The organism is Sphingomonas sp., assembly GCF_013812825.1.
Taxonomy (GTDB): domain Bacteria; phylum Pseudomonadota; class Alphaproteobacteria; order Sphingomonadales; family Sphingomonadaceae; genus Sphingomicrobium.
Window position 1 is genome coordinate 15,547 of sequence record NZ_JACCSU010000018.1, and the last position, 22,191, is coordinate 37,737.

Below are 22,191 nucleotides of genomic sequence, written 5' to 3' on the forward strand. Positions count from 1 at the left end.
CTCTCCTTGCGCCATCAATGCGTCAGTCGGCGGCGGTATCCAGCGCCTCGAGCAATTTGACGGCGAGCCGCGCGAACGCCTGTGCTTCGGGGCCGTCGCCGGCGGCGGGTGGAGTGCCGGCGTCCGATGCCGAGCGGAGCCCGGCGGACAGCGGCAGCCGCCCGAGGAACGCAACGCCCAGCTCCCTTGCCGCGGATTCGGCGCCGCCGCTTCCGAACGGGTCGGAGGTCTCGCCGCAATGGGGGCAGACGTAGCCGGCCATGTTCTCGATGATCCCGAGCACCGGCACCTTGGTCTTGCGGAATAGGTCGATCGCCCGCGTCGCGTCGATCAGCGACAGGTCCTGCGGGGTGGAGACGATCACCGCCCCGTCGGGCCGCGACCTCTGGATCAACGACAACTGGACGTCGCCGGTGCCGGGCGGCAGGTCGACCAGCAGGTATTCGGCGTCGCCCCAGTCGGCCTCGACCAGTCGAGCGAGCGCGCCGGTCGCCATTGGCCCCCGCCACGCGAGCGCATGGCCGGCCGAAACCAATTGCCCGAGCGACAGGAAATGCAGCCCATGGGCGGCAACCGGGATCAGCCGATCGCCCTCGGCCGTCGGCTTGTCGTCGCTGCCGAGCAATTTGGGCTGCGAGGGCCCGTAGATGTCGGCGTCGATCAGCCCGACCTTCTTGCCGGAGCGGGCGAGTGCGATGGCGAGGTTGGCCGCCAGGGTCGACTTGCCGACGCCACCCTTGCCGCTGCCGATCGCGATCAGCTTGCGGCCCGGCTGGCTCGCGGTCAGCGCGATGCGCGCCTGGGCCACTCCGGGGAGTTCGAGCGCCGCCGAGCGGAGATCGCGCTCGAGTGCATTGCGGGCCTGCTCGTCGAGGCCGGTCGCGTCGACGACCAGCGACGCGATGTCGCCGACCAGCTTGCGCGACCGGATCCTTTGGGCGTCGGGCAGCGCATCGAGGCTGCTTAGCGGATCGTCGGGCTCGGCCATCGCGGCGACATAGGAACTCCCTCGACGCTTGCCACTGTTTTTCAGGGCGGAGGCTACCTATACTGGGGCCATGAGCATCTTTTCAGGGCTGGGCGCACGCGCTCGCGGCCTGTTCGCTGACAATAAGGGACCTTGGGGCCCAGCCGGTGGGAATGGCGGCGACGAGCCGCCGTCCTCGGAGGGTGGCCGCGGAGGGCCGTGGGGCGAGCCGCCCAAGCGCGGCCGACGCTCGGCCATTCCACCGCCCGGCGGCAATGTCGCTTCCCTCGAGGATTTCCTCAGGCGCAGCCGCGCGCGGTTCGGCGATGGCGGCGGCGGTTTCCCGGGCCGGCCCGACCGCTCCATGATCATGTGGGGGCTGCTCGCCTTCGTCCTGTTGTGGCTGCTGTTCACCAGCATGCACCGGATCGCACCCGAAGAGCGCGGCGTCGTCACCCAGTTCGGCCGCTACAACCGAACCCTCGGGCCGGGCATCAGCCTGACCCTGCCGTCCCCCATCGAGCGGGTGCAAAAAGTTGATATCGAGAACATTCGCAACATCGACCTCGGCTCGACGAACACCGAGACGCTGATGCTGACCGGCGATCAGAACATCATCGACATCGCTTATTCGGTGCGTTGGAACATCCACAGTCCCGAGCTTTATCTGTTCCAGCTCGCCAACCCGGAGGAAGCTATCCGCCAGGTGGGCGAAAGCGCGATGCGTGCGGTGGTCAGCGGAGTCAGCCTCAATGATGCGATCGGCGAGGGCCGCGGCGACATCGAATCCCAGGTCACGGAGCGGATGCAGCAGATCCTCAACGCCTATCGGGCAGGCGTGCGGATCCAGGGCGTAGCGATCAAGCAGGCCGACCCTCCGCAAACGGTCAACGACGCCTTCAAGGAAGTCTCCGCCGCGCAGCAGGAGGCGCAATCCTACATCAACCAGGCGCGCGCCTATGCGCTGCAGCTGACGGCCAAGGCGCAGGGCGAGGCGCAGGCGTTCGATCGCATTTACGAGCAATACCGGCTGGCCCCGGAGGTCACTCGCCGCCGCATGTATTACGAGACGATGGAAAGGGTGTTGGCCAACGTCGACAAGACGATCGTCGAAGCTCCGGGAATCACGCCCTATCTGCCGCTGAACCAAGTCCAGAGATCCGCTCCGCGGGCGGAGCCGACGCCATGATGGCCCTGGTTCGCCGCCGGCCGCTGCTGACCGGCCTTCTGGCCCTGTTCCTGCTGGTCACCGTGCTCGGCAGCTTCCCGATCATTCCGGAGACCCAGCAGGCGGTGGTCGTCCGCTTGGGCGAGCCGGTGCGGATCCTCAATCGGTTCGAGCCCAACAAGCCGATCGGTGCCCAAGGCGCCGGCATCTCCTGGCGCATTCCGTTCGCCGAAAGCGTCGAGCGGATCGACAAGCGCGTGCTCGACGTCGACATGGACCGCCAGCAGGTGCTGTCGACTGACCAGCTCCGGCTCGAGGTGGACGCGTTCGCCCGCTACCGGGTCGTCGATCCTCTGACGATGTATATTCGGGCGCGCACTACCGAGCGGGTCAGCGAGGCGCTTCGCCCGATCCTCGGCTCTTCGCTCAGGAATGAGCTTGGCAAACGCCCGTTCGCGGCGTTGCTGTCGCCCGAGCGGCAGGGCGTGATGGAAAATGTCCGCCGCAACCTCGACCAGGTCGCCCGCCAATATGGCGCCCAGATCATCGATGTCCGGATCAAGAAGGCCGACCTGCCCAGCGGAACTCCGCTCCAGTCGGCCTACGACCGAATGCGGACCGCGCGCCTGCAGGAAGCCCGCTCGATCCGCGCCCAGGGCGCCAAGCAGGCGCAGATCATCCGCGCCGAAGCGGACGCCGAGGCGTCGAGCACCTATGCGGCGAGCTTCGGCAAGGACGCGGATTTCTACGATTTCTATCGCGCGATGCAGTCCTATCAGACGACCTTCATCGGCGACGGCGGCGAAACGCCCAAGCCCACAACCGTCATTTTGTCGCCGCAGAATGACTATTTGAAGGAATTCACTGGACGCGCGCGCTGAAGTCGTTCGTTCAATGCGGATTAAGGCCCTTTGGGATTAAGCCGCACGGCCCCACATAAATTGCTTCCGTAAGCCAAGTCATGGAGTATCGATGAGTTCGAAGGAGTCCGGAAAAGTGCGCTATGCCTATGGGGTCGCGATGGCCCTGCTTCTGGGTGGAACCGCCTTCTCGATCGCCACCGGCCCGGTCGGTGCCCAGGTGGCACAGAATTCGCCGTCCGCCATGGCGCCGCGGCCCGGTGCGCCGATGTCGTTCGCCGAGCTTTCCGCCCGGCTGCAGCCCGCGGTGGTCAACATCTCGACCAAGCAGCGGGTGCCGGTTCGCACCCAGACCGACCCGTTCGAAGAGTTCTTCCGACGGTTCGGAGGACCCAATGTGCAGCCCGGGCCGCAGGGCCCGCAGGGGCCGCAGGGGGGCATCACTCCGCGAACCCGCGAGACCGGCTCGCTGGGCTCGGGCTTCATCATCTCCCCCGACGGCTACGTGGTCACCAACAACCATCTGATCACCGGCGCCACCGGCACCGGCACGGTCGACACCGTCACCGTCACCCTGACCAACCGCAAGGAATATACCGCTCGGATCGTTGGTCGCGATGCGACTTCGGACCTCGCCTTGCTGAAGATCGACGGCAACAATTTTCCGTACGTGACCTTCGGCGACAGCACCCGCTCGAGGGTCGGCGACTGGGTGATCGCGATTGGCAATCCCTACGGGCTCGGCGGGACCGTCACCGCCGGCATCATCTCGGCGCTTCACCGCGGAATCACCGGCGTTGGCGCCTATGACCGCTACATCCAGACCGATGCGTCCATCAACATGGGCAATTCGGGCGGCCCGATGTTCGATCTGAACGGCAACGTCATCGGCATCAATTCGGCGCTCATCTCGCCGACCGGCGCATCGGTCGGGATCGGCCTCGCGATTCCCGCCGAGCTCGCCAAGCCGGTGATCGATTCGCTGCGCCGCGGTCAGCGGCCCCAACGCGGCTATCTCGGCATCAGCCTGCAGCCGCTCGACGAGAATATCGCGCCGACGCTCGGCCTGCCCAAGGACAGCGGCGAGATCGTCCGCTGGGTCCAGCCCGGCGCGGCGGCCGCGCGGGCCGGCATTCAGCCCGGCGACGTCGTCGTCCGGGTCAATGGCCAGCCGGTGACTCCCGATCAGACCGCTTCCTATCTGATCGCCAACACCCAGGTCGGGGCGCGAATCCCGATCGACATCATTCGCGACGGCCGCCAGACGCGGATCACCGCGACGGTCGGCCAGCGGCCGACCGAGGAGCAGTTGGCGGCCCTCACCGGCGGTGGCGAAGGCGAAGGGACTGTGGTCGGCGGCGGGTCGGTCGTCGCTCCGAGCCAGGTGCTCGGGCTATCTCTGCAGCCGCTGACTCCCGAGCTTGCTCGGGGCGCCCGCCTGCCGGCGAGCGCGCGCGGCGTGATCGTCGTTGCCGTCGACCCGTCGAGCGATGCCGCCGAAGAAGGGCTCCAGCGCGGCGACCTCGTCATGTCCGTCAACCGCCAGCCGGTGACGAGCCCGGCGCAAGTCACGGCCGCGGTCGAGGCGGCCCGCCGAGCCGGCCGGACCAGCGTGCTCCTGCTCGTCAAGCGCGGTCCGGGCCCGGAAGCGTTCGTCGCCGTCGATATCGCCGCCCGCTAGGTTCGCCTCCGGCTAGATAGCCGCTCAGCGGCCCACTTGCGCTTGCTCTCCGGGTCGGCAAAGGACGCCCGGAGGGAGAGCCTGGCGTGAGCGAATCCGCGATCTTCATTGGCAGCGGTGCCGGCGGCGCGAACCCGCAGCAGCTCGAACTGTCCCGCGCCAATCGCCACGGCCTGATCGCCGGCGCCACCGGGACCGGCAAGACCGTGACTCTCCAGGGATTGATCGAGGGCTTTTGCGCGGCTGGAATCCCCACCTTCGTCGCCGACGTCAAAGGCGATCTCGCCGGGTTGGGCATGCCAAGCTCCGCAACCTCGAAGAATCATGCGCTGTTCAGCGCCCGCGCCGCCGAAATCGGTTTTGCCGACTGGAATTACGACGCCTGTCCAGTGCAGCTGTGGGACCTGTTCGGCGAGCAGGGCCACCCGATCCGCACCACCGTCAGCGAAATGGGTCCGCTGCTGCTCGGCCGCCTGTTGAACCTGAATGAGGTCCAGGAGGGGGTGCTCAACATCGCCTTCCACGTTGCCGACAGGGACGGACTGCTGCTGCTCGACCTCGACGATTTGCAGTCCATGCTGGTCGACATCGGCGAGCGAGCCGAGGAGTTGACGCTCACCTACGGCAATGTCTCGAAGCCGTCGGTCGGGGCGATCCAGCGTTCGTTGCTGCAGCTTCGCAGCCAGGGCGGCGAACATTTCTTCGGCGAGCCGGCGGTCGACCTGGAAGATTTCCTCAAGCTCGACGAGAACGGACGCGGGGTGGTCAACATCCTCGCCGCCGACCGGCTGATGGCCAGCCCCCGGCTCTATTCGACGTTCCTCCTGTGGCTGTTGTCGGAGCTGTTCGAGCAGCTCCCCGAAGTCGGCGACCAGCCGAAGCCGAAGCTTTGCTTCTTCTTCGACGAGGCGCACTTGCTGTTCGACGACGCCCCGCCGGCGCTGCTCGAGAAGGTCGAGCATGTCGTCCGGCTGATCCGCTCGAAAGGCGTCGGCGTCTATTTCATCACCCAAAACCCGATCGACATCCCCGACCAGGTCGCCGGCCAGCTCGGCAACCGGGTCCAGCATGCGCTGCGCGCCTTCACCCCGCGCGACCAGGCGGCGGTCAAATCGGCCGCCGAAACCTTCCGGCAGAATCCGGGGGTCGACGTTGCCACCGCGATCACCGAATTGCGGGTCGGTGAGGCGCTGGTGTCGATGCTGCAGGCCGATGGCGCCCCGTCGCCGGTCGAGCGGACCCTGATCAAGCCGCCGTCGTCGCGAGTCGGGCCGCTGACCGCCGAGGAGCGCCGGGTGCTGGTGTCCACGGACGAGATCGGGGCGCGCTACGATGTCCCGCTTGACCGCGAGTCCGCCCAGGAGATGCTGGCGGTCAAGGCGGCGGAAGCGGCCGCCGCCGCGGCCGCCGCCAAAGCGCAGACCGACGCCGAGCGCGCGGCGGCAGAGAAAGCCAAGGCGGACGCAGTCGCCGCCAGGGAAGCGCTGAAGCTGCAGCGCGAGCAGGAGAGGCTCGAGGCCCAGCGCCGCCGCGAGGAGCAGCGGGCAGCCGACCGGGCCGCGCGCGAGGCGGCCAAGCCGACCATGACCGACAAGATGATGCAGTCGGCCGGGCGCGCGGTCGCAAGCTCGGTCGGGCGTCAAATCGGCAACCGCTTGCTGCGCGGAATCCTCGGGGGGCTGACTCGTGACCGATAGTGTCGCCAGCAAGACCTGCGAACTGGTCGAGTCGGTCGAACGCCAGTGGCGCGACGCTCTGTGCGCGAAGGACATGGACCTGCTGCGTTCGCTGATCCATCCGTCCTTCGTCCTGATCGGCACCCGCTCGAGCGGACCGTTCACCATGAACCGCGACGAATGGCTCGAAGCGATCCAGCGGCGCGAGGTCATCAGCATCGAGATGGAGATCCGGGATGCGTTGGTCCTCGACCGGCTCATGGTCGGCACCGTCCATGCCAAATGGTGCGTCCGTTACCTCGGCCGCGAGGTCGAGGACCATGTGCTGCTGACCGACGTCTGGGTGTTCGACGAGGGCCGTTGGCGGGCCGTGCGCCGCCATTCGAGCCCGGATCCGCGATCGCACAAGATCAAGGGATAGATTCAGGGGAGGGGGAATGCCGAGGAACAGCGACACGACCACGGCGAGCGGCTCGTTCAGGGAGCTGACGCTTCGAGGAATCGTCCTCGGCGGGCTGATCACGGTCCTGTTCACTGCCGCGAACGTCTATCTTGGCCTCAAGCTTGGAATAACCTTTGCGACGTCGATCCCGGCCGCGGTGATCTCGATGGCCGTGCTCAAGTTCGTGCGCGACTCCACCATCCAGGAAAACAACATCGTCCAGACGATCGCCTCGGCGGCGGGAACGCTGTCGGCAATCATTTTCGTCCTGCCCGGGCTGATCATGGTCGGCTGGTGGACGGGCTTTCCGTTCTGGCTGTCGGTCGCGGTGATCGCCTTGGGGGGCATATTGGGCGTGATGTACTCGGTGCCGCTGCGCCGGGCGCTGGTTACCGGCTCGGACCTTCCCTATCCCGAGGGGGTCGCGGCGGCCGAAGTGCTCAAGGTCGGCGCGGGCGTCGGCGGCGCCGAGGAAAACCGCCGCGGCCTGAAGATGATCGTGCTGAGCTCGCTCGTCTCGGCCGCCTACGCGATCCTCGCCCAGACCAGGGTCGCCGTCACCGAAGCCTCGCGCAGCTTCGGCTTCAGCACTGGTGCGACGACCGTGACGACCAGTCTGTCGATGGCGCTGATCGGCGTCGGTCACCTGGTCGGGATGGCGGTCGGAATCGCCATGCTGGTTGGGCTGATCATCAGCTGGTTCGTGCTGGTGCCGTGGCAGACCGGGCTGGCCGGCCTGGGCGCAGCGCCCGACCTCGAGACTCTGGTCGGGACGACGTTCCGTGAAAAGGTGCGCTTCATCGGCGCGGGCACGATCGGCGTCGCGGCGATCTGGACCTTGCTCCGGATCATCGGCCCGATCGTCAAGGGCGTCAGCTCCGCGCTCACCGCGAGCCGAGCCCGCAAGGCCGGCGGGCAGGCCGGCCTCGCAATCACCGACCGCGACATCCCGATCGGCATCATCGCAGTGTCGATTGTCGGCTCCCTGATCCCGATCGGATTGCTGCTGTCGGCTTTTGCGCAAAGTGGGCCGATCGCGGCCGCGCCGGCGCTGACGATCGGTTTGAGCCTCCTCTACATCTTCATCGCTGGCGCCATCATCGCCGCGATCACCGGCTACATGGCCGGCCTGATCGGCGCCTCGAACAGCCCGGTTTCCGGCGTCGGAATCCTGACGGTGCTCGGCATTTCGCTGGTCCTCGTCGCCATTTTCGGGCGCGGTCTTGGCATCGACGCGTCGCAAAGCCTCGTCGCCTATGCCCTGTTCGTGACCGCCGTCATCTTCGGCATCGCGACCATCGCGAACGACAACCTTCAGGATTTGAAGACAGGCCAGCTGGTCGGCGCGACGCCATGGCGGCAGCAGGTCGCGCTGATCATCGGCGTGATCTTCGGATCGGTGGTCATCCCGCCGATCCTGACGGTCCTCAACGACGCGTTCGGGTTCGTCGGCGCGCCCGGCGCAGGCCCCAACGCGCTCGCCGCGCCCCAGGCGGCGCTGATTTCGGCGATCGCCCAGGGCGTGCTCGGCGGCAACCTGGACTGGAACCTGATCGGCGTTGGCGCCCTCATCGGCGTCGCAGTGATCATCCTGGACGAGATCCTTCGGCGCTCGAAGCGCGGCTCGCTGCCGCCGCTCGCGGTTGGAATGGGGATCTATCTGCCGATGTCGCTGACCCTTCTGATCCCGGTCGGTGCGACCATCGGCTACCTCTACAACAAGTGGGCGTCGCGAGCGCCGGAACCCCAGTTCGCCGAGCGGCTCGGAGTGCTGATGGCGACCGGCCTGATCGTCGGCGAGAGCCTGTTCGGGGTCGCCTTCGCGGCGATGGTCGGAGCAACGGACAATGACGCTCCGCTGGCTTTGGTCGAGGAGTTCGCCTGGGCGGTGCCGCTGGGACTGGTCGTGTTCGCCGGGTCGATCGCCTGGCTTTACATGAAGACGCGCGCCGAAGCGGGCGACAAACTCGCACACGAGCCGGTCCTGGATGAGCCGCCGCCCGCCGCCGTCCGCTGAGGACTAACCCCGGCCGCGGTAGGCGGCGACGCCTTGATCGGGCAGCCACAAGCCTTCGGGCGGCGGGCCGCTTTGCCAAAAGACGTCGATCGGAATGCCGCCGCGCGGGTACCAATAGCCGCCGATGCGCAGCCATTGCGGCTTCATCTCGGCGACCAGCCGCTGGCCGATGCCGACCGTCACTTCCTCGTGGAAGCCCTGGTGATTGCGGTAAGAACCGAGAAACAGTTTCAGGCTCTTCGATTCAACGATCGTCTCGGCCGGCGCATAGTCGATCACCAGATGCGCGAAATCGGGCTGTCCGGTGACCGGGCACAGCGTCGTGAACTCGGGCGCCGCGAACCGCACCAGATAGAGCGCGCCCCGCCGCGTGTTGGGCACGAAGTCGAGCTCCGCCTCCTCCGGCGAGGCGGGCAGTGCGCTGCTCTTGCCGAGATGACGCGTTTCCATCGCGCGCCACCTAGCAGCGACAAGCGCTCACGCCTATCCTGACCGCATGGACGCTCTGGTTTCCACCCAATGGCTTGCCGGCCATCTCGGCCAGCCCGATCTCGTCGTGCTCGATGCAAGCCTGTTCATGCCCGCGAGCGGCCGCGATGCCCGCGCCGAATATCTCTTGGCGCACATCCGGGGCGCGCGCTTCCTCGATATTGAGGAGCTGTCGGACAAGTCGCATCCGGCCCCGCACATGCTGCCTCCGGCGGACGAGTTCGGCCGCGCGATGGAGGCGCTCGGAATCGGCCGCGGTGACCGCATTGTCGTCTACGACAATTCGCCGTTGCGCAGTTCGGCGCGGGGCTGGTTCATGCTGCGCCATTTCGGAGCGGACAAGGTCGCGATCCTCGACGGCGGCTTCGGGAAATGGCTCGCCGAGGGACGGCCGGTCGAAAGCGGCGAGCCGGCACCTCGATCCGCCCGCTTCGAGGCCGCTGAGCGACCCGGGGACGTCGTCGGCATCGACGAAGTCCGCTCGGACCTCGGCGCCGACGTGCTCGACGCGCGCAGCAGCGCCCGGTTCGAGGGCGGCGAGCCGGACCCGCGCCCTGGAGTCGCCGCCGGCCACATCCCGGGGTCGCGCAACCTGCCGTTCCCCAGGCTCTACAACGACGACGGCACCTTCCTCGGCCGCGACGAGATCGCCCGCGCTTTCGCGCAGGCCGGGGTCGATCCGCAGGCGCCGTTCGTCGCCACCTGCGGTTCCGGGGTCACGGCCAATTCCCTGATCTTCGCCGCGCACCTGCTCGGCAATCGCGGCTCGCGGCTATACGACGGCAGCTGGAGCGAATGGGGAGCCGATCCGGCGACTCCGAAGGAAATGGGGCCCGCCCCTGGGTAGCGGCTAAGCGCCGCGGAGCATCAGCCGCGAGACATCCTCGAGCCCGCGGCGGATTTCCTCTGCAAGCTGGCGGCTGGCCGCCTCATTGGGTTGGCGACCGGCTGCCCGCTCGCCGAGCAAGGCGTCGAGCCCAGCCGCCGCGGCGCCCGCAGTGCGCTCCGTGCGGCTATCGAAACAACGGGACTCGGCCGTGCTGGCCTCGCTCCAGCGAGCCGCGATCCGGTCATCGTCCGACGGGTCCGAGGCCGGGCCGCCGCCGAACGGATCGACCAGCCGCAACGCATGGCGGATACTCGCCAGCCGGGCCAGCGCGTCGGCATAGGGTTCGGGAGACTCATCGACCTGCGGGACGGGAACAAAATGCAGCATTCCTCCGGGCTATTCCCGTAAGGCTAACAAACCATGAATCGCTTCCCGTGGGCTAGGCGCCGGACTTGTCGTCGATGTCGCGCAGGATCCAGCCGCGCTGCGGGATGGTCTCGATGAACTCGTGGCCGCTCGACGCCATCCGCAGCTTCTTGCGCAGCTTGGAGATGAACACGTCGATGATCTTGGGCTGCGGCTGGTCGTCGGCGCGGCGGTAGAGGTGCTTCAACAGCATCGCCCGGGTGACGACGTTGTTGCGAGCGAAAGCCAGCAGCTCGAGCACCCGATACTCCATCTCGGTGATGCCGATCGGATGGCCGTCGATGCGGATCAGCCGCTGCACCTGGTCGACCGACAGCCGGCCGCCGCACAGGGTCTCGGGCATCTCGCCGCCGGCTGCCTTCAGCGACGTCAGCAGCCGGGACGCCGCTTCCTCGCTGTCTTCGGCAGACAGGCTGACTGGCGAGCCGATCAGCTCCTGCTGGAGGTCGGCGAGCGCCTTGTGCGCTTCCTCGACCAGCCGCGATCCTTCGTCGAAGCGGCGGCGTGAGCGGTCGATCATCGATTCGACCTCGGCCAGGCGCGCGGAAAGCGATTCTTCAGCCATGATGTCCGCCACCCTCCCCCGGCTTGCCCGCTATCTTGGAACCTGGACCGACGCGTCGCGGCTGTCGGCTTGCGGAGCCGCGAGGATTTGCGCCGTCACCGTTCCCTTGTCGACCACCCGCGTGTTGGGATCGCCGGCAGTGGAGCGAGCGCCGATCGCCGCGCGGTCGCGGCCGGCGCGCTCGAGCAGGCTGGTTTCCGCGTTGCTGCGCGGGGCGGGGCCGCCGAACAGCGCCTCGATCGCCTGCGCCTGCGCTTCCGCCGGGCTGACCGCGGCGGTTCCGGCGACCGGCGGAGTCAGCGAATAATCGGGCGGGATGATCAGCGGCGCGTTGCGCACCACCGCGAACTCGTCCGGCGCACGGTTGCCGCCGCCGAGAATCGCGCAGCCGCCAAGGGCGAGCGCCGGCACCAGCACAAGCGCGGAGTTCCATTTACGCATGTTCGATATTCTCCTTTGGCCGCCCATCCCGGATGAGGAACGCGCGCAGTAACAGGATGACGACTCCAATGCTAATCGCTGCGTCGGCGACATTGAAGACCAAAAACGGGCGGCAAGCATCATTAGCATAGCTCCAGCAGAGCTGCTCCGGCCAAGTGCGGAAGTGCAGGTCGGCGAAGTCGACCACATAGCCGAAGCGGACCCGGTCGAGGATGTTGCCGAGCGCTCCGCCGAGCACCATTCCCAATGCCAGCTGGTCGCCGCGCTGCTTCTCGCGGCCGAGCCAGATGGCGACGCCAATGGCGATCGCTCCGGTGACCGCGACCAGCATCCAGCGGCCGACCTCGGTCTTGGCGTTGAACAGCCCGAGCGAGATCCCGTAATTCTCGGTCCAGCTCAGGTTGAAGATCGGCAGAAGCACGATCTGCCCGACGCTTTCCAGCTCCAGCGGCCCGGCAACGAACCACTTCGTCAGCTGGTCGAGCGCGAATACGACCAGCGCAATGGCGAAGCCGAAGGAGCGGGCGCGCACTAAATCCTCCCCGGAACGGGGAGGGGGACCAGCGAAGCTGGTGGAGGGGGCGGTGTGGGGCGCGCAGAACCCCCTCCGTCAGCCTGCGGCTGCCACCTCCCCGTCCCGGGGAGGAGACTAGCCATGGAGCACCTGTTCGCAGCGCGCGCAGAGAGCGCCGTCTTCGGTCACCTCCGGCAAGTGTCGCCAGCAGCGCCCGCATTTGCGGTTCGAAGTCTTGGCGACTGCCAGCGCGTCCCCGGCGTGCACCGCCGAGACGATGAACAGCTCGGCGAGATCGAGCGAAGCGTCGGCATCGGGCAAAGTCACTTCGGCCTCGAGGCTGGAGCCCAGCATTTTGTCGCGCCGCAGCGGTTCGATCGCCTCGGTGACCGCGGTCCGCAACGCCCGCAGCTTGTCCCAATCCGTTTCCCGGCGAAGGCCGGGATCCAGGCCTGGGCCCCGGCCTTCGCCGGGGAACAGGGGCAGCTCCGGCCACTCGAGCAGATGCACCGACCCCGCGTCGGGAAAGCGCGTTCCCCACACCTCCTCGCTCGTGAACACCAGCACCGGCGCCATCCACCGAACGAGCGCGTGGAACAGCGTGTCGAGCACCGTGCGGTAGGCGCGGCGCTTGTCGGTCTGCCTGCCCGTCGCGGGATTGACCTCGCAGTAGAGGCAGTCCTTGCGGATATCGAAATAGAAGGCCGACAGATCGTTGTTGGCGAAGTCGGCGATCAGCCGGGTGTAGGCGTTGTAGTCGAAATCATCGACCGCCCGGCGCAGCTTGCCGTCGAGCTCGGCCAGCAGGTGCAGCATGTAGCGCTCGAGCTCGGGCATCGCCGAAGGGTCGCTGACCCGCTCGTCGTCGCTGAAGCCGTCGAGCGCTCCCAGCAGGTAACGGAACGTGTTCCTCAGCTTGCGGTACTGGTCGGCGACTCCGCCCAGGATCTCTTTCCCGATCCGGTGGTCCTCGGTGAAGTCGACCGACAGCGCCCACAGCCGCAGGATGTCGGCGCCATGCTCCTTCATCAGGTCGAGCGGATTGACCGTATTGCCGAGGCTCTTGGACATTTTCATGCCCTTGGAGTCCATCGTGAAGCCGTGGGTCAGCACCGCGTCGTACGGCGCCCGGCCGCGGGTTCCGCAGCTTTCGAGCAGCGACGACTGGAACCAGCCGCGGTGCTGGTCGGAGCCTTCAAGGTAAAGGTCGGCGGGCCAGCTCTGCTCGGGCCAGCGGCCGCTGTCGAGCGTGAACACATGCGTGCAGCCGCTGTCGAACCACACGTCGAGAATGTCGGTGACTCGCTCATAGTCGGCCGGGTCGCGATCCGGTCCGAGGATGGCAGCGGCATTGTCGTCGTTCCACGCATCGACTCCCCCCGCGCGCACCGCCTCGACGATGCGCCGGTTGACCTCCGGGTCGACCAGCAGCTCGCCGGTCTTGCGCTCGACGAACAGCGCAATCGGTACGCCCCACGCGCGCTGGCGGCTGATCACCCAGTCGGGCCGCTCGGCGACCATCGAGTGCAGCCGGTTGCGGCCTTTCTCGGGGACGAAGCGGGTGTCGGCGATCGCCTGGAGCGCGGTGGAGCGTAAAGTGCGTCCCTCGACTTCGCTCGGGACGAACGCTGTGTTTTGTGTTGTCCCCCCGTTCGTGCCGAGCGAAGTCGCGGTGCGTCCTTCCATCGCCCGATCCATGGCGATGAACCATTGCGGGGTGCAGCGGTAGATGACCTTGGCTTTGGACCGCCACGAATGCGGGTAGCTGTGCTGGAAGTCCGCGGATGCGGCGAGCAGCGCCCCGGCGTCGCGCAGGTCCGAGCAGATCGGCCCGTCGGGGGCGTTGAACTTGTTGTTGATGACTGAGCCCTGGCCGCCGAGCCATAACCAGTCCTCGCGATAGCGCCCGTCGTCGGTGACCGCGAAAACGGGGTCGATGCCGTGCTGCTGGCACAGATAGAAATCCTCCTCGCCATGGTCGGGCGCTTCGTGGACGAGGCCGGTGCCTTGGTCGGTGGTGACGAAGTCGGCGGCGAGGAAAGGCCGCGGCTCGGCGAAGAACCCGCCGAGCTTGTGCATCGGGTGGCGGGCGATGGTGCCGGCGAGCCGAAACCCTTTGATTTTCCGCTTTGCGATCTCATCGACGATTGTCTCGATCTCGTCGGACAAGCCATCAGGTAAGACATTCTGCAATCCGGATCGAGACTGCAGCGCGTCTCGAAGATCTTCGGCAATCAGAAGTTTCCGCCCATCAGGGACATGGAACAGATAGTAATCAACCTCCGGATTGTACCCGATCGCCTGATTGGCGGGGATCGTCCACGGCGTCGTCGTCCACACCACCGCGTAGGCGCCGACCAGCTCGGCAATGGGGCTCTCGACGATCTCGAAGGCGACGTCGATCTGGGTCGAGACGATGTCCTCATATTCGATCTCGGCCTCGGCGAGCGCGGTCTTCTCGACCGGCGACCACATCACCGGCTTGGCGCCGCGGTAGAGCTGACCGCTCTCCGCGAACTTCATCAGCTCGGCGACGATGGTCGCTTCGGCGTCGTAGTCCATCGTCAGATAGGGATTGTCCCAGTCGCCGCCGATGCCGAGCCGCTTCAACTGCTCGCGCTGGGTCTCGACCCAGTGCTGCGCATAGGCGCGGCACTCGGCGCGGAATTCGCGTAATGCGGTCTCGTCTCCCTCGGCTCCGCTCGGGACAGGCTTGTCGAGCTTCTTCTTGCGGTACTGCTCCTCGATCTTCCACTCGATCGGCAGCCCGTGGCAGTCCCAGCCGGGCACGTAGGGCGCGTCCTTGCCGAGCAGGGTCTGGGTGCGCACCACCATGTCCTTGAGCGTATGGTTGAGCGCGTGGCCGATATGGATGTCGCCGTTGGCGTAGGGCGGGCCGTCGTGGAGGATGAACTTTTCGCGGCCCGAACGGGCCTTGCGGACCTGGCCGTACAGGTCCTGCTCCTGCCAGCGGGCGAGGATCGCCGGCTCCTTCTGCGGCAGGCCCGCCTTCATCGGAAAGTCGGTTTTCGGCAGGAAGACGGTCGAGCGCCAATCCTGAACGGAAGCGCCGGGCTTGGCGCCGAGGTTTTCAGGAGCGTCGGACATGGATGCGGCGCTCTAGCGGGCGGGCCGGTGAATGCAAATGATGCGATCCTCCCCCGGAACGGGGAGGGGGACCATTCAGCGAAGACTGAATGGTGGAGGGGGCGGCGTGCCAGGCTGAAGGCCCCCTCCGTCAGCGCTGCGCGCTACCACCTCCCCGTCCCGGGGAGGAGCTATTCCATCCGCGCCCGCCGCCGTTCGAGCCCCGCTTTGGCCGCCTCCTCTTGCGCCTTGGTCCGGAAGTCGCGGCCGGGGCGCAAGGCCGGGCCGATGGTCCAGATGTCCTCGGCCCAGATATAGCCGGTGAAGCTCGACGGAATGCGGCCGAGCTGCTCGGGCAGGGTCAGCCCGGCTCCGGTGTCGCTGCCGTAAGAGCCGATGACGATCACCCGGGCGCCGACCTTGTCCATCCGCTGCAGCAGGCGGTTGGGCCAGCCCCACATCAGCCACTGCAGGTTGACCGGGACCATCAGGGTGCCGTCTCGGCAGCTTTGCGGAACCATCGTCGTCCAGCCGGTCAGGATGTAGTCCTTGGTGCAGGCCTTCGCGTCCTCCATGCTCCACGCCCAGGCGTCCGGAAAATGCCGCTTGATCCGCTCGACCGGCCCCTTGGCGCCGTAAAAGGCGTCGTTCCGCTCCTCGATATCGCGCCGAGCGGCCTTCAGCGCCGCCGCCAGCCGGTCGGCCTCCCCCGGGTTGCGGCTCTTGAAGTTGAACAGGATCGACGTGTTGGGCAGCGCCGCCAGCGCCTCATCAAGGCTCGGCAGCCTGTCCTTGCGCGTGCCCCGGAAGGGAAAGCTTCTCCCGTGGTCCGCCGTATAGCCGTGGCCGATGTCCAGCGCCTTGAGCTGGGCGAGCGTCCGATCGCGGGTCTCGCCCGTGCCGTCGGTGCGGCAGTCGACCGTCCAGTCGTGAAAGACGGCGATCTTGCCGTCTGCCGTCGGAGCGATGTCGATTTCGACCATGTCGGCGCCGAGCCGCGCAGCGGCCTTCATCGAGCGAATGCTGTTCTCGAGATAATCGTGGACCGGAGGCTCGATCCGGTCGGCGGTGCAGGTGTCGCGGCCGATCCCTTCGTGGTCGTAGAGCTGCGAGACCCCGCGATGGGCGATGAGCTTGATCGCTCCGCGCGGCGCATCGGCCAGCCAGCTCGCGTTGATCACGGTCAGCAGCAGCAGCAGGACCGCGAGCCCGAAGGCGGTCCAGCCCAGCCAATATTTCATTGCGGAAGCGCCAGCAGCTTGCGCGCCTCCGCCGCATCCTCCTGCATCTGGGCAGCGAGAGCGGGCAGGTCGTCGAACTTGCGTTCCGGCCGGATGTAGGCGTGCAATGCGATCTCGATCGTCCGGCCGTAAAGGTCGCCGTCGAAGCCGAACAGATTGGCTTCGAGCAATTCTTCGGGAGGTTCGAAGGTCGGGCGCACTCCCAGGCTCGCGACGCCGGGATATTCGCGATCGTCGTCGAGCCGCACGTGCACCGCGTAGATGCCGTAGGCGGGCCGCTGGTATTCGCCGAGCCGGACGTTGGCGGTCGGGCAGCCGAGTTCGTGGCCGCGGCCGTCGCCCCGCTCGACCGTCGCTTCGACTGCAAAGGGACGGCTCAGCAGCCGCGTTGCGCATCCGGGATCGCCGGCCTCCAGCGCCTCGCGGACCCGGCCGGAGGAAATGCGCTGCCCGTCGAGCAGCACGGGCGCGATCGCCTCGGCGGCGATTCCGGATCGCAATCCGAGCGACTTGAGAGTTTCGACGTTGCCGCCGCGGCCTTTGCCGAAGGTGAAATCGTCGCCGGTGACGACGGCGGCGGCGCCGATGCGATCGCCGAGCAGGCCGGCGACGAACTCCTCGGCGGTGGTCGACGCGAGCTCCTTGTCGAAGCGGAACACCAGCATGGCGTCGGCGCCGGCGTGGGCGAACAGCCGCTGACGCTGGTCGAGGCTGGTGAGCTTGAACGGCGGCACGTCGGGCTTGAACAGGCGCACCGGATGCGGGTCGAAGGTGGCGACGATGACCGGCCGGCGCTCGTGGTGGCCGCGGGCGACGGCCCGGTTGACGACCGCCTGGTGGCCGAGGTGGAAGCCGTCGAAATTGCCGAGCGCAACGACCCCGGCGCGAAGCCGCTCGGGCAGGGGTTCATCGAGGGTCAGCCGCTCCATCGTGCGGCGGCTCTATCCGGCTGGTCCGGCCGCCGCAATTGCCGCTCCCGCCGCGCTTGACTTGGTGTTGGTGAATTCCTATTTGCAACTCATCCCGATCAACCGGTTCCCGGCGGCGCATTCGTGCGCCCGTCGGGTTTTCGTTTGAGGGTTCTCGTCAAAGTTCGGCTTTGATGGGCTCCCGATTGCGGGTGACTAGCGAGGAGATGGGCGTCGGAATTCCCCCGCCCGTGGAGCTAAAAGAGGATTTGGAATGGCCCGTATCGCCGGCGTGAACATACCCACCAACAAGCGCGTCGAGATCGCGCTCACCTACATCCACGGAATCGGCCGGAGCAAGGCCAGGAAGATCACCGAGAAGCTCGGGATCGGGCCGGAAAAGCGGGTCCAGGACCTGACCGACCAGGAAGTGCTCCACATCCGCGAGTCGATCGACGCCGACCACAATGTCGAGGGCGACCTTCGGCGCGAGACGGCGATGAACATCAAGCGGCTGATGGATCTGGCCTGCTACCGCGGCCTTCGCCACCGCAAGGGGCTGCCGGTCCGCGGCCAGCGCACCCACATCAACGCGCGCACCCGCAAGGGCAAGGCCAAGCCGATCGCCGGCAAGAAGAAGTAAGCGAGCGGCCATCCGGGGGATGGACGCGAGACACTTCTCCTACCAACGCAACAGGATTTAGGAACCCATGGCTCAAGCACCCCAGCGCATCCGTCGGCGGGAGCGCAAGAACATCACCGCCGGAGTCGCGCACGTCAACGCCAGCTTCAACAACACGATGATCACCATCACCGACGCGCAGGGCAATGCGATCGCCTGGTCGAGCGCCGGGATGATGGGCTTCAAGGGCTCGCGCAAATCGACTCCCTACGCCGCCCAGGTCGCCGCCGAGGATGCCGGCAAGAAGGCCGCCGACCATGGCGTCCGGACGCTCGAGGTCGAGGTCAAGGGGCCGGGATCGGGCCGCGAAAGCGCGCTTCGGGCGCTGCAGGCGGTCGGGTTCCAGATCACCTCGATCCGCGACGTCACCCCGATCCCGCACAACGGGGTCCGGCCGTCCAAGCGGCGGAGAGTCTAGCGCCGGCTGGGTTCCCGCCTTCGCGGGAACGACGAGATTGAATTGAAATCAGGGGCTTGAACGCCCCCAACTGCCAAGGGAACAACATGGCCGTCAACGCAAAGAACTGGCAGGAACTCAAGAAGCCCAACAGCCTCGAGCGCAGGATCGGCGGCGATGCCCGCCGGCGCGCCTCGTTCGTCGCCGAGCCGCTGGAGCGCGGCTTCGGCATGACTCTCGGCAACTCGCTTCGCCGGGTGCTGCTGTCGTCGCTCCAGGGCGCCGCCGTCACCGCGATCACGATCGACGGAGCGCTGCACGAATTCTCTTCGCTGACGGGAGTGCGCGAGGACGTCACCGACATCGTTTTGAACGTCAAGCAGATCGCCCTCAAGATGGAAGGCGAGGGGCCCAAGCGCCTGCACTTGTCGGCGACCGGGCCCACGGACGTGACCGCCGGGATGATCGCCACCACCGGCGACATCGAGGTCACCAACCCCGACCAGCTGATCTGCCACCTCGACGAGGGCGCGACCCTCAACATGGAGCTGACCGCCGACGTCGGCAAAGGCTATGTGCCGAGCCAGGCCAACCGCCCGGCCGACGCTCCGATCGGCCTGATCCCGGTCGACGCTCTGTACAGCCCGGTGCGCCAGGTCGCCTACAAGGTCGAGAACACCCGGGTCGGCCAGGAGCTCGATTACGACAAGCTGACGCTCACCATCGAGACCGACGGCACGATCAGTCCCGAGGACGCGCTCGGCTATGCGGCGCGGATCCTCCAGGACCAGCTGCAATTGTTCGTCCACTTCGAGGAGGGCGCGGTCCGCGCCCCGCAGCCGGCGATGATGGGCGGCGCGCCGATGGCGGCCGAGCAGATCGCGGCCGACACCAACCAGCTCAACCGCTACCTGCTCAAGAAGGTCGACGAGCTCGAACTCAGCGTGCGCAGCGCCAATTGCCTGAAGAACGACAACATCATCTACATCGGCGACCTCGTGCAGAAAACCGAGGCGGAGATGCTCCGAACCCCAAACTTCGGCCGCAAGTCCCTGAACGAGATCAAGGAAGTGCTGGCGAGCATGGGGCTTCGGCTGGGCATGGACATCCCCGGCTGGCCGCCGGAAAATATTGAAGAGATGGCGAAGAAGCTCGAGCAGGAAATGCTGGGCTAGAGCAGGCGAAAGTGGTACTTTCGCCTGGGTTAAGCAGGAAGGAGGGCCGCCCGAAGGGGCGGCCCTTTCTCTTTTTGCGGCTGTTACAATGTCCGATGCGAGGGTCAGCTTTGATGATTGGCGTCCGAGAAGGTTTCTCTCGGCATAATCGTCATCGACTAAGGGTCGCTACGAGAAATCGCTCTAACCGAGTCCAGGAAGTTCGTAGCTCGTTTTCTAGCGGCGCGAAGTCCGGTGAGTGTATGTAGCGTTGCATGCTGGGTATAGAGATGAGAGCATCATCGCGCCTAATCCGGTTGATTTCGTCTAGATAAGCATCGTCAATGATATCTCGGTCGCGAAGATTCGTTGCGACTGCGCCCACCCTTCGTGAAAGCCCTTCGGCAACCTCAAGGTTGTGTTCTGCGACGTAACCTTCGACGGCCATTTCGACGAGCATTCTCACCAGCGCTGCAATTGCGTTCGGATGAGTGTGTAATTGTAGTGTTTGCAATTCCTCCCAGATCGCGCGCGCGCGCTGCTGTGCACCAATCCAAGGGATGTGCGGTGCGTCACGTGGAATGAACGTGGTTTGCACCGGTGCAGGGCGCGGCCGCCGTCTGCGTGGTGCACGTGGGACTCCCTCTGGCGCCTCGGGCTGCGGTAATCGCTCTTCTTCCCCCGGAAGAGCGCCTTGCTGTTCAAGTTCGTTCAAATAAACGCGCTTGCCAGCGTTATCCCAAAGATCACCAAGGGTTACATTTCGGCGTGCTAGATCGGTTGTTATTCTACTAAGCGCGTCTGTGACGGCTTGGCGGTCGTGAGTAAGCCTCAAAGTCCCTCCAGCGGTGCTGACGCCCACTCGATTTCGGAACTCCTCTGAGGAAAGCAGTCGAGTGAGTGTCGACCAGGGAATGGCCTGTTCCGGAAGCCGATCTTCCGACTGCAAGAATCGTTCTACTTCGGCGGCAACGTTCACGCCGCCTCCAGTGCCTGTGCGTTCGGCGAAATTAAGCTTGGCTCGATCGTTCCAGTCTATCTGTCCGATGCCCTGTTGCGACCCAGTGTGGCGCCGGTGAAGAATCGCGTCGACCACGTCCGGGTCGTTCTCTACCTGACACATTAGGGAGCGCGGGAAGTTGCCTTCCCACATACCGTGCAGTCCTCTGAAAAAAGCCTGCAATTCTTGGTTGGGGGCTCGCTGCGGTTCGAGTACGAGTTTCAAACAAGTGACGCGCCGGTTGCCGTCAAATACGACGAATTCCCGATTTACAGAGCGAACCAGCGGAGGATCGTAGATCGCCCGCTGCTCTGTTATATCGATAGCCAAGTTTCTCATCCGTTGATCATACAAGCGAAAGAGCTCCGCCACGGCTGCCGTTTCGTCGATTAGTTCACCATGGCGATCATTGGCCCGGTTCACGCGCAATTGGCTGATGGGCACCTCTCGGTAAGGCATGCCCTCGCTCCCTCAAAAGTGATCCGGCTTCGTTGACTCTAGACAAGCGTGCTATCGCAGCAAGCGCGAGATGATATGCTAGGACGATGAGCGACGTCCGCGGCACCGTCTGGTCCGACTGGGAAGTCGATGCGATTGTCGCGGATTACTTCAGCATGCTCGGCGACGACCTTGGTGGTCGACCGTATAGCAAGGCTCAGCACAATGAGGCGCTGCAGCAGCTGATTCCGCGTACCCGCAAGTCTATCGAGTTCAAGCATTGCAATATCAGCGCTGTGCTAGAGCGGCTCGGAATTCCCTACGTTGGCGGCTACAGACCGCTCGCGCATTTTCAAAACGCGCTCATTGACAGCGTCGAGCGCTATCTCACGGCCAAGGGGCAGCCGATATTCCAATTCACAGAGGCGGTCCCGGGGCTAGTTGCCGACACGCCGACGCTTTGGATTGGTCCCCCTCCAGAAGTCACTGCGAAGGAGCAAAGTGAGCCCAATCGCCTTCGCCAGCTCGTCCGGAAATTCGATCCGGCTGAGCGAGACGCGCGCAATCGCAAGCTCGGTAGACGAGGCGAGGAGTTGGTTTATCTGCGCGAACAACACGAGCTTCGGGCAGCAGGCCGGGATGATCTGGCGCGCAAAGTCGAGTGGACGTCTGAAGTGCGGGGAGACGGCGCCGGTTACGACATCCGTTCGTTCGATTTAGGTGGCGGCGAGCGGCTGATCGAGGTGAAGACAACCAATGGCCCCGCCAAAACACCGTTCTTCCTTTCAGAGAATGAGAGGGCATTCAGTGACGAGCAACCAGACGCCTTCAAGTTGCTGCGTCTCTACTCCTTTATCGAGAAGCCGAGTGCGTTTGAGATGCGGCCACCGCTGAGCGAACGGCTTGCCCTGAACCCGGTGAATTACCGAGCAAGTTTGATCTGAAGCGAAAGAAACCGCTTTCCTACAGTGTTCCAGATAGGTTAAACACCGGCGCGATTCGAAACTGTTGGCGGTTCGTGGCGGCGCCGGCCCCTCCACCATTCGCTCTTTGGCGAATGGTCCCCCTCCCCTCGAATGGAGGGGCGGAGCAAAGAGGAACAACGACACATGACCAAGATACGAAAAACGCCGCGCTGGGCCGCGGTGTTTTTGCGCGCGCTGGAGCAGTGCGGGGAGGTGCGGCGGGCGGCGGACCTGGCGGGGGTGG

21 protein-coding genes are annotated in these 22,191 nt (G+C 65.9%); 11 read left to right on the forward strand and 10 right to left on the reverse strand.

Going from position 1 to position 22,191, the window contains the following annotated elements; all coding sequences use genetic code 11:
• Positions 1-22 precede the first annotated feature (22 nt).
• Entirely contained in the window at positions 23-988 is a 966-nt protein-coding gene (locus tag H0T81_RS02260) for an Mrp/NBP35 family ATP-binding protein (protein ID WP_294009326.1), read from the reverse strand.
• 70 nt (positions 989-1,058) lie between these two features.
• Between H0T81_RS02260 and hflK the strand changes: the two genes are divergently transcribed.
• From hflK to H0T81_RS02290, 6 genes are all read left to right on the forward strand, one after another.
• On the forward strand, positions 1,059-2,156 hold the full coding sequence (gene hflK, locus H0T81_RS02265; protein WP_294009328.1) for an FtsH protease activity modulator HflK: 1,098 nt from the start codon (positions 1,059-1,061) through the stop codon (positions 2,154-2,156).
• Complete coding sequence (locus H0T81_RS02270; protein WP_294009330.1) at positions 2,153-3,016, forward strand: protease modulator HflC; 864 nt, start codon at positions 2,153-2,155, stop codon at positions 3,014-3,016. Before hflK ends, H0T81_RS02270 begins: the two co-directional genes overlap by 4 nt.
• Before the next feature lie 91 nt (positions 3,017-3,107).
• Positions 3,108-4,676, forward strand: a complete 1,569-nt coding sequence (locus H0T81_RS02275; RefSeq protein ID WP_294009332.1) for a Do family serine endopeptidase — start codon at positions 3,108-3,110, stop codon at positions 4,674-4,676.
• Positions 4,677-4,762: 86 nt separating this feature from the next.
• Complete coding sequence (locus tag H0T81_RS02280) at positions 4,763-6,373, forward strand: helicase HerA-like domain-containing protein (RefSeq protein ID WP_294009334.1); 1,611 nt, start codon at positions 4,763-4,765, stop codon at positions 6,371-6,373.
• Positions 6,363-6,773, forward strand: a complete 411-nt coding sequence (locus H0T81_RS02285) for a nuclear transport factor 2 family protein (RefSeq protein ID WP_294009336.1) — start codon at positions 6,363-6,365, stop codon at positions 6,771-6,773. The genes H0T81_RS02280 and H0T81_RS02285 overlap by 11 nt, the downstream gene beginning before the upstream one ends.
• A 16-nt stretch (positions 6,774-6,789) precedes the next feature.
• The gene (locus H0T81_RS02290; RefSeq protein WP_294009338.1) at positions 6,790-8,811 is read left to right on the forward strand and encodes an oligopeptide transporter, OPT family; all 2,022 of its coding nucleotides are present in this window, start codon (positions 6,790-6,792) and stop codon (positions 8,809-8,811) included.
• Between the two features lie 3 nt (positions 8,812-8,814).
• Here H0T81_RS02290 and queF read toward each other — a convergent pair whose 3' ends face one another.
• Positions 8,815-9,261 carry a preQ(1) synthase gene (gene queF, locus H0T81_RS02295; protein WP_294009340.1) on the reverse strand — a complete coding sequence of 149 codons (447 nt, stop codon included), beginning with the start codon at positions 9,259-9,261 and terminating at the stop codon, positions 8,815-8,817.
• A gap of 46 nt (positions 9,262-9,307) precedes the next feature.
• On the opposite strand from queF, the gene H0T81_RS02300 reads away from it, so the two are divergent.
• On the forward strand, positions 9,308-10,147 hold the full coding sequence (locus tag H0T81_RS02300; RefSeq protein WP_294009342.1) for a sulfurtransferase: 840 nt from the start codon (positions 9,308-9,310) through the stop codon (positions 10,145-10,147).
• A gap of 3 nt (positions 10,148-10,150) precedes the next feature.
• On the opposite strand, the gene H0T81_RS02305 is transcribed toward H0T81_RS02300, so the two are convergent.
• From H0T81_RS02305 to H0T81_RS02335, 7 genes are all read right to left on the reverse strand, one after another.
• On the reverse strand, positions 10,151-10,516 hold the full coding sequence (locus H0T81_RS02305; protein ID WP_294009344.1) for a hypothetical protein: 366 nt from the start codon (positions 10,514-10,516) through the stop codon (positions 10,151-10,153).
• Positions 10,517-10,568: 52 nt separating this feature from the next.
• Entirely contained in the window at positions 10,569-11,120 is a 552-nt protein-coding gene (locus H0T81_RS02310) for a winged helix-turn-helix domain-containing protein (RefSeq protein ID WP_294009346.1), read from the reverse strand.
• A gap of 30 nt (positions 11,121-11,150) precedes the next feature.
• Positions 11,151-11,561 carry a DUF3035 domain-containing protein gene (locus H0T81_RS02315; RefSeq protein WP_294009348.1) on the reverse strand — a complete coding sequence of 137 codons (411 nt, stop codon included), beginning with the start codon at positions 11,559-11,561 and terminating at the stop codon, positions 11,151-11,153.
• Entirely contained in the window at positions 11,554-12,093 is a 540-nt protein-coding gene (gene lspA, locus H0T81_RS02320; RefSeq protein ID WP_294009349.1) for a signal peptidase II, read from the reverse strand. The genes H0T81_RS02315 and lspA overlap by 8 nt, the downstream gene beginning before the upstream one ends.
• Before the next feature lie 117 nt (positions 12,094-12,210).
• The gene (gene ileS / locus H0T81_RS02325) at positions 12,211-15,183 is read right to left on the reverse strand and encodes an isoleucine--tRNA ligase (RefSeq protein ID WP_294009351.1); all 2,973 of its coding nucleotides are present in this window, start codon (positions 15,181-15,183) and stop codon (positions 12,211-12,213) included.
• 170 nt (positions 15,184-15,353) lie between these two features.
• Complete coding sequence (locus tag H0T81_RS02330) at positions 15,354-16,403, reverse strand: glycerophosphodiester phosphodiesterase family protein (RefSeq protein WP_294009353.1); 1,050 nt, start codon at positions 16,401-16,403, stop codon at positions 15,354-15,356.
• Complete coding sequence (locus H0T81_RS02335; protein ID WP_294009355.1) at positions 16,400-17,332, reverse strand: bifunctional riboflavin kinase/FAD synthetase; 933 nt, start codon at positions 17,330-17,332, stop codon at positions 16,400-16,402. Before H0T81_RS02335 ends, H0T81_RS02330 begins: the two co-directional genes overlap by 4 nt.
• Before the next feature lie 253 nt (positions 17,333-17,585).
• Here H0T81_RS02335 and rpsM point away from each other — a divergent pair, with 253 nt between their 5' ends.
• From rpsM to H0T81_RS02350, 3 genes are all read left to right on the forward strand, one after another.
• Positions 17,586-17,954, forward strand: coding sequence for a 30S ribosomal protein S13 (rpsM, locus tag H0T81_RS02340; protein WP_294009357.1), 369 nt, complete (start codon positions 17,586-17,588; stop codon positions 17,952-17,954).
• 67 nt (positions 17,955-18,021) lie between these two features.
• On the forward strand, positions 18,022-18,411 hold the full coding sequence (rpsK, locus tag H0T81_RS02345; protein ID WP_294009358.1) for a 30S ribosomal protein S11: 390 nt from the start codon (positions 18,022-18,024) through the stop codon (positions 18,409-18,411).
• A gap of 86 nt (positions 18,412-18,497) precedes the next feature.
• On the forward strand, positions 18,498-19,565 hold the full coding sequence (locus H0T81_RS02350; protein ID WP_294009359.1) for a DNA-directed RNA polymerase subunit alpha: 1,068 nt from the start codon (positions 18,498-18,500) through the stop codon (positions 19,563-19,565).
• A 151-nt stretch (positions 19,566-19,716) separates the two neighbouring features.
• Here H0T81_RS02350 and H0T81_RS02355 read toward each other — a convergent pair whose 3' ends face one another.
• On the reverse strand, positions 19,717-21,003 hold the full coding sequence (locus tag H0T81_RS02355) for a hypothetical protein (RefSeq protein WP_294009360.1): 1,287 nt from the start codon (positions 21,001-21,003) through the stop codon (positions 19,717-19,719).
• Between the two features lie 86 nt (positions 21,004-21,089).
• On the opposite strand from H0T81_RS02355, the gene H0T81_RS02360 reads away from it, so the two are divergent.
• Positions 21,090-21,926, forward strand: a complete 837-nt coding sequence (locus H0T81_RS02360; protein WP_294009362.1) for a DUF3883 domain-containing protein — start codon at positions 21,090-21,092, stop codon at positions 21,924-21,926.
• The last annotated feature ends 265 nt before the right edge of the window (positions 21,927-22,191 follow it).